This is a genomic window from Streptomyces spongiae, from assembly GCF_009377185.1.
Taxonomy (GTDB): Bacteria; Actinomycetota; Actinomycetes; order Streptomycetales; family Streptomycetaceae; genus Streptomyces; species Streptomyces spongiae.
This window is the reverse complement of record NZ_VJZC01000463.1, coordinates 1-8,120: the sequence shown is the minus strand read 5'-3', so window position 1 is coordinate 8,120 and position 8,120 is coordinate 1. Positions and strand designations below refer to the sequence as shown.

The window sequence follows — 8,120 nt, the reverse complement described above, 5'->3', positions numbered from 1 at the left end:
GGCCACGAGCCCGGCACGCCCCCTACACCTCGGAATTCGGGAGAACCCCCCACGTGTCCAGGAACAGTTCACTGCTGCTCAGAAGATGGGCATGGAGCAGAGCGGGCCGACGGCGACTGGCCGCCATCGTTCTGCCCGTGTCGTCGGCCGTTGTCGCCGGTCTGCTGAGCGCGGCACCGGCCCAGGCGGCCGAGCGGGACCGCGAGCACACCGCACTGCAGAAGGCCAGGTACGGCAAGGCCGAGCCCTTCGACGCGAAGCTCACCAAGGTCCACGACCCGACCGTGGCGGCCGCGCGCAGGACGCTCGCGAAGGCGCGGGCGGAGGTGGAGTGGCCGGATGCGTCGGCGGTGGAGGTCCGGCTGCCCAAGGCGGTACGGGCGGCGAAGACCGCTGCCGATGACCCCAAGGTTCGGGTCGTCGACAGCCGTACGACGTCCGAACTCGGCATCGACGGCTTCGCGTTCACTGTCACCGGCTCCGACTCCGGCTCTGCCAAGGCCACCACCACCGTCGACTACAGCTCCTTCGCCGACGCCTACAGCGGCAACTGGTCCTCGCGCCTCAGGCTCGTACGCCTGCCCGAGTGCGCCCTGACCACGCCAGAGAAGGCGCAGTGCCGTAAGACCACACCGGTGGCCTCGGAGAACGACGCCGAGAAGGAGACGGTGACCGCGAAGGTCGGCACCCGCAGAGCACCGATGGTGCTGGCGCTGTCCGCGGCCGCCTCCTCCGACCAGGGCACGTACGAGGCCACCCCGCTGGCGGCCTCCTCCACCTGGCAGGCGGGCGGCTCCAACGGTGACTTCACCTGGAGTTACCCCCTGGAGGCCCCGCCGACCCCGGCGGGCCCTTCCCCCAACTTGTCCATCGGCTACTCCGCACAGAGCGTGGACGGCCGCACCTCCTCCACCAGCGCGCAGCCGTCGTGGATCGGCGAGGGCTTCGACCTGCCCGTGTCCTACATCGAGCGGGCGTACGGCAGTTGTGAGGACGACGGACAGGACAAGAAGTACGACCAGTGCTGGAAGGAGGACAACGCCTCCCTCGTCCTCAACGGCAAGTCGACGCCCCTGGTCAAGGGTTCCGACGGCGAATGGCGGCCCAAGAGCGATGACGGCGAGCGCGTCGTCCGTGGGACCGGTGCCGTCAACGGTGACGACGGCGATTCCGGCGAGAACGGCGACAAGGGTGAGTTCTGGACGGTCACCGGGACCGACGGTACCCAGTACGTCTTCGGTAAGGACCGTCTCCCGGGATGGAGTTCGGGCCAGTTCGAGACCAACTCCGTATGGACGGTCCCGGTCTTCGGCGACGACTCCGGCGAACCCGGCTACTCCTCCGGCGACTCCTTCTCCGGCCGCGCCAAGACGCAGGCCTGGCGGTGGAACCTCGACTACGTCGTGGACCCGCACGGCAACGTCATGACGTACTGGTACTCCAAGGAGACCAACCACTACGCCAAGAACGGCACGACCGGCAACGGCACCGCGTACACCCGCGGCGGCTGGCTCAAGCGCATCGACTACGGCCAACGCACCGACACGATCTTCTCCACGACTCAGCCGGCTGCGGCGCGCGTGAACTTCACGGTCGCCGAGCGCTGCCTGCCGGTCTCCGACGGAGAGACGTGCGGCTCGCTGACCTCCTCCAACCGCAACGCCTGGCCGGACGTCCCGTTCGACCAGATCTGCAAGGCCGACACGCCCTGCACCGACCAGCCCAGCCCGTCGTTCTTCACCCGCAAGCGACTCACGAACGTCACCACGCAGGTGTACGACGGCTCCGGCACCGGTGCCGACAGCGACTACCGCAGCGTCAACTCCTGGCAGCTGCAACAGGCGTTCCCGGATCCGGGCGACGGTTCGGACGCCGGTCTCTGGCTTGACTCGATCCGCCGCACCGGCAAGGTGGGCACGGACGTCTCGCTGCCCGCGGTGACGTTCAGTGGTGTCCAGCTGCACAACCGCGTCGACAAGACCGGCGACGACGTCGCCCCCTTCATCAAGTGGCGTGTCCGGACGGTCACTTCGGAGACCGGCTCCAAGCTGACCGTGAACTACTCCAAGGAGGACTGTGTCGCGGGCAGCGACGTCCCCTCCAAGCTGGACGCCAACACTCGCCGCTGCTACCCGGTGAAGTGGATCCCGCCGTCCAACCCGACTCCGGGTACCGACCCCAAGCCGCGTACGGACTGGTTCCACAAGTACGTCGTCACGCAGGTCACCGAGTCCGACCCGTTCGGCGACGCCCCGCTCAAGCAGACGAACTACACCTACAGCGGCGGCGGAGCCTGGGCGTACGACGACGAGTCGCCCATCACACCCGCCAAGTACCGCACATGGGGCATCTGGCGCGGCTACCAGAAGGTCACCACGACCACGGGTGAGACTTCGGGAACCCGCTCGAAGTCGACATCCCTCTACTACCGGGGCATGGACGGCGACAACCAGTCCGACGACACCACCCGCAAGGAGACGGTCACCGACTCCAAGGGTGTCGAGAAGACGGACTCCGAGCAGTTCGCCGGCCAGCTGCGTGAGCAGATCACGTACAACGGCGTGGACGGCGCCGAGACCAGCGGCACCATCAACACCCCCTGGTCCCGCACGACCGCCACGGAGAAGCACTCCTACGGCACGGTCAACGCGTACATGGTCCGCACCGCATCCTCGGTCACCCGTACCCCGGTGACCGGCGGCACCGCGCTGACCGCGACCAAGTCGACGACGTACGACCCGACCAGCGGCCTGCCCACGAAGGAGGAGACGGACGCGGCGGGCGACAAGGACTGCACGGTCACCGAGTACGCCACCAACACCTCGGCGTGGATCCTCTCCCTGCCCAAGCGGGTGGAGAAGGTGTCCGTCGGGTGCGACGCGACACCGAAGCGGACGGGTGACCCGAAGACCACGGACGTCATCTCGGACGTGCGGACCTCGTACGACGACCAGGCCTATGGGAAGGCGCCGACGAAGGGCGACGGGACCCGCGAGGCACGGGTCACGGACTACAAGTCCGACGGCACCGCTGTGCTCCAGACGGTGACCACCGCCAAGTACGACGCCCTGGGGCGCCTCACGGACAGCTGGGACACCAAGGGCACGCGGACGCTGCACGCCGAGTACACCCCTGCCGCCGGTGGTCCGCTGACGAAGCAGACCGAGACCAACGCCCTCGATCACTCCACGACCACCGCGTTCGCCCCCGACTGGGGCGTACGCACCGCCACGACCGACCCCAACGGCAACCGCACGGAACTGGCCTACGACGGCCTCGGCCGCCTCACCGACGTGTGGCTCGCCGACCGGGACCGGGCCGCTGAGCAGGCTCCCACGCACAAGTTCGAGTACAAGGTCCAGAACACCGCCGCGTCCTGGGTGGCCACCAAGTCGCTCAACAACGACGGCACTTCGTACCAGACCGAGTACGCCATCTACGACTCGCTCCTGCGCCTGCGCCAGACCCAGGCGCCCGCCGCGACCGGCACGGGCCGCGTCATCACCGAGACCAAGTACGACACGCGCGGACTGGCGGTCTCGACCTCGGCCGACTACATCGACACCACCGCGCCCTCCGGCAAGCTCGCCGACCTGCTGACGGCGGCCCCCGCGGGCACGGAGACGGTCCACGACGGTGCCGGGCGTCCCGCGGTCGAGAAGACGCTCACCAACGGCAAGGAGTTCTCCCGCACCACGCACACCTACAACGGCGACTCCACCCTCGTGGAACCCCCGGCGGGCGCACCTGCCGTCCGGGAGAAGATGGACGCGCGTGGACGGCTCCTCGAGAAGCTGGAGTACGACGGAAACAAGGCGAGCACCGACTTCACCCGCCTCACCTACGGCTATGACCACGCCGACCGGCTCAACGAGGTCAAGGACGACGACGGCAACACCTGGTCGTACGGCTACGACTTCCTGGGCCGTCGCACCAGCGTCGTCGACCCGGACGCGGGTGCCAGTTCCTCCGAGTACAACGAACTCGACCAGGTCGTGGCGGCAACGGACGCCCGTAAGAAGACGATCGGCTTCACCTACGACCTGCTCGGCCGGACGACGGGCAGGCTCGACGGCAAGGTGCCGATGGTGAACGGCGCTCCCGCGCCCGAGGACGCCAGATACCTCGCGCGCTGGACGTACGACACGATCGCCAAGGGACGGCTCACCTCGGCCCTCCGTTACGTCGGCGGCAGGTCCGGTGACATGTACGCCCTGACCAACGCCAAGTACGACAAGCTCTACCGGGTCCTGAACGAGCAGTACACGATCAGCAAGACCGAGGGCGCGCTGGCCGGCACCAACGGCGTGTGGACCATCAGCAACGCCTACAACGTCGACGGCACCCTGCAGAAGCGGACCATCCCCGCGATGGGTGGCCTCGACCGGGAGGTCCTGACCTACGGCTACACCGAGCAGCGGATGCCGGACACTCTGCAGGGCCTGACGGGCATCGTCCGGAACACGGACTACCTGCCTGCCGGTGAGCAGATCCGCACGACGCTGGGTGTCTCGTCGTCGGCGGACTGGACGGAGATCAACCGCAGCTACGAGACGGGCACCAAGCGCTTGGCCCGCCAGAGCGTGGTGTCGGAGGCTCACACGGGCACCGACTCGGATGTCTACTACCGCTACGACCTCGCCGGGAACCCGGTCGAGATCGAGGACAAGGCCACCAGCCCCACCGATCGTCAGTGCTTCACCTATGACGGCCACCGCCGCCTGAAAACCGCTTGGACCACCACGGCCGACTGCGCCACCACGCCTGCCAAGGCGAACGTGGGCGGCCCGGGCAAGTACTGGCAGTCGTTCACGTACGACAGCGCGGGCAACCGCGAGACGGCGACCGACCACGTGACCGGCGCCACCACCTCGTACACGTACAAGACGGCCGACCAGCCCCGCCCGCACGCTCTGGCCTCCACCGAGACCAAGAAGGCCGATGGGTCCGTCGCGGGCCGCACCAGCTACACCTACGACCCCTCGGGCAACACCGACACCCGCACCATCGGCGACAAGGCTCAGAACCTCGACTTCAACGCCGAGGGCAGCCTGGAGAAGGTCACCGAGGCCGACAGGACGACCACGCAGTTCCTGAACGACGCCGACGGCAACCGGCTCATCCGCAGGGACACGACCGGCACCACCCTCTACCTGGGCGAGACCGAGCTGCGTCTCGGCAAGGCGAGCGACAAGGTCGAGGCCACCCGCTACTACACCCACGGCGGGCAGGCCGTCGCGATGCGCACGACCGCGGGGTTGACGTGGATCGCCAGTGACCACAACGGCACGGCGAGCGTGCAGGTCGACGCCTCCACTCAGGCGGTCACCCGGCGGCAGATGACCCCGTTCGGCGAGGACCGCGGCCGGGCCGCCACCGCGTGGGTCGGTGAGCGGGGCTTCGTCGGCGGTTCCGAGGACCCGACCGGGCTCACCCACCTGGGAGCGCGGGAGTACGACGCGTCAGCCGGGCGGTTCGTCAGCGTCGACCCGGTGGCCGACGTCAAGGACCCGCAGCAGATCAACGGCTACGCCTACAGCAACAACAACCCCGTCACCTTCGCCGACCCCGACGGCAGGTTCTTCGGATCCCTCATCGGTCTGATCGTGGCCGTGGTCAAGGTGGTCGTCGCGGTGATCAACTACTTGAGCACCAGGTCTTCCCGTTCGAACGGCTCCATAGGCCTGAGCACGCTGGGCACCGGCAACTGGGTCCCCAAGGCCGGCAACAGCGACTGCCCGATCTTCTACGTGCAGCGTGGCATCTGCAATCAGTGGTCGCCTGAGCCCGCAGACCCGCGTGCCGAAGGGTCCTGGAAGGACTTCGCGGCCGGTGCGGTCCACAACCTCATCGCCGGCGCCGAAGCGATGTCGGAGCTCGCCCCCGGCTGCTGGTTCGAGGACTGCAGCGGCGCGACCGACTGGTACGACAACTTCGTCGAGAAGCACGGGGTCGACACCGACTCCAAGATGTTCGACTCGGGGGATGACGCGGCCGAAGTGGCCGGCATGGCCACCGGCGTGGGCGGACTCGTCAAGACTCTGGCGAAGAAGCTCGTGAAGAACAGCGGGAAGAAAGCCGCCAAGGAGGTCGAGGCACCGAAGACCGGCTGCACCAAGTGCTTCCTCGCGGGCACGGACGTCGAGATGGCCGACGGCTCGACCAAGGACATCGAGGACGTCGAGGTCGGCGACGAGGTGCTCGCGACTGACCCGGAGACCGGCGAGACAGGCCCGCGCAAGGTCACCCACCTGATCATCACCGAGGACGACAAGCACTTCAACGAGCTGTCCATCGCGACCGACGACGGCATCGAGCAGCTGACGGCGACGTACGAGCACCCGTTCTGGTCACCGTCGGAGCAGGCCTGGATCGAGGCGGGCGACCTCACGGCGGGCATGGCGCTGCTCACCGACGAGGGCGACACCGTCGTCGTGACCGGCAACCGCGCGTACAGCGATCACGTCCGCACGTACAACCTCACGGTCGGCGACCTGCACACGTACTATGTGCTGGCCGGAACCACGCCCGTGTTGGTCCACAACTCGACCCCGTGCGAGACGGCTGTCGGGGCCGGTGCGGACCTGATGAATCTCACGGGGGCGGAGCGCAAGCGGATCCAGAACGCCGCCGACCGCATCGGCATGCCGATCTCGGTGGTCGGGAGCCGGGCAGCCGGAAAGGCCGGACCCGAGTCGGACTGGGACTTCGTGATCACTGGAATCACCAGCCGCAAGAAGCACTCGGTGTCCAGCTCGCTGCCCAAGGCGGACGTGACCTTGGGTGCCGGAAGGCGACAGGACATCTTCACCGGCCCACTGGACGATTCCAGGCCCTACATCACCTTCTACCCCAAGGAGCCTCGCGGGTGAGCGAGTCAAGCAATTCAGCCGCTGTTCTGGCCGCGTCCGGGAACTACGCCGTGATTCAGCTGGAAGGCCGTCAGTACCCCGCGGCCGCGCTGCAGGGTGATTCCCTGAAGTCCCTTCACGAGGTCGTGGAAGAGCTCTCGGAGAACCTCCGTTCAGGAGATCTCGACGACGCGAAGTTCGCCCTGGAGGAGATCCAGACGGTCGTCGCGTCCCTGAAGTCGTTCTACGAAGAGACGCTGACCGGGGCGGGCATCGACCTGCCCTACGTCGACTGAGCAGAGTTCTCCGCTGAGTGAGCGTGTGATCCGGCGGGGTCTCCCGCCGGGGCACACGCGTCGAAAGCAAAGGGTGGGGATCGGTCATGGATGTACGTGAGTCGGCCTGATGGGCGTCGATGCGGCCCTGATGAGGGTGGCCCAGCAGGGCACAAGCCCGAAGCGGCGACGAGCGGGTCTCATTGACGTGGTCGTGGATGACGCCGACAGGCTCGCCCGCCTCTGTTCGGACAGTGGCCTGCCGATGCTGAATCGGGTCGCCCCCTACAGGTCGCTGATTCTGTCGTCGGCGGAAATGGAGCAGTTCATACCCGAGATCGAAGTGGTCCGGCGGCGAGTCGACGACCCGTTCGACCGGGCCCTCCTGGAGGGCGTTCTGCGTCTCGCCTGGGTCTGTTCGGCCGACCCCTCGACGGAGTTGCATCTCGACGGCGACTGACCGCCTGTTCGCCCGTCGCATCCCCTGATCGGACGTTGTGTTTTCCTCAAGGTGGAGTTCAATGAGTGAAGTCGACAGAGCCGTCATGCCCCGGCAGGCGCGTGCCGCCCAGCTCCTGCTGTTCGGGCTGGCGTTCGCCGGGCTGGTGGTCATGCTCGCGTTGGAGGACGGGCTGACGTCGTACGGGATGGGCGAGTTGATGGCGCCGTGGATCCTGGTCTGGGTGTGTGCGCTGCTTGCGCTTACCTACGACGGCAGTGCTCGTGGTGGGGTTCGGATGACGACCATCGTGGTGATGGTGTTCGTCCTCGTCGGGTCCTTCAACCAGGCATTCGGCGCCGGGTCGCCCGCTGAGTTCGTGGACGCGGCGTTGCGCATAGTGCTCGGGGTGCCGGCGGTTGTTCTGCTGTTCCTGCCGGAGGCTATGGGGTGGTTCGACCGAGCGAAGTGACGAACGCCTGCCAGGCCGGTGCGGGGAAGAGGAGGGCTGGTCCGGTGGGGTTCTTGCTGTCTCGGACGGGGATGTGGGTGGGG

At 67.5% G+C, this 8,120-nt stretch carries 5 protein-coding genes; 4 read left to right on the top strand and 1 reads right to left on the bottom strand.

What is annotated here, in order from left to right; all coding sequences use genetic code 11:
* The first annotated feature begins 137 nt into the window (after positions 1–137).
* The 4 genes from FNH08_RS38230 (at position 138) to FNH08_RS38215 (ending at position 8,037) form a co-directional block, all read left to right on the top strand.
* Positions 138–6,872 (top strand): polymorphic toxin-type HINT domain-containing protein, encoded by a 6,735-nt coding sequence (locus FNH08_RS38230; RefSeq protein ID WP_322726159.1) that lies wholly within the window; start codon positions 138–140, stop codon positions 6,870–6,872.
* A complete protein-coding gene (locus FNH08_RS38225) occupies positions 6,869–7,147 on the top strand; it encodes a DUF6959 family protein (RefSeq protein ID WP_152776122.1) in 279 nt (92 codons plus the stop codon). The genes FNH08_RS38230 and FNH08_RS38225 overlap by 4 nt, the downstream gene beginning before the upstream one ends.
* 109 nt (positions 7,148–7,256) lie before the next feature.
* Positions 7,257–7,586: a hypothetical protein gene (locus FNH08_RS38220; RefSeq protein WP_152776121.1), complete on the top strand. Its 330-nt coding sequence runs from the start codon at positions 7,257–7,259 to the stop codon at positions 7,584–7,586.
* Between the two features lie 61 nt (positions 7,587–7,647).
* Positions 7,648–8,037 (top strand): hypothetical protein, encoded by a 390-nt coding sequence (locus FNH08_RS38215; protein WP_152776120.1) that lies wholly within the window; start codon positions 7,648–7,650, stop codon positions 8,035–8,037.
* Here FNH08_RS38215 and FNH08_RS38210 read toward each other — a convergent pair.
* A partial coding sequence (locus FNH08_RS38210; protein ID WP_152776119.1) for a DUF397 domain-containing protein occupies positions 8,009–8,120 on the bottom strand: 112 nt, incomplete at its 5' end. The two genes, FNH08_RS38215 and FNH08_RS38210, sit on opposite strands and share 29 nt — an antisense overlap.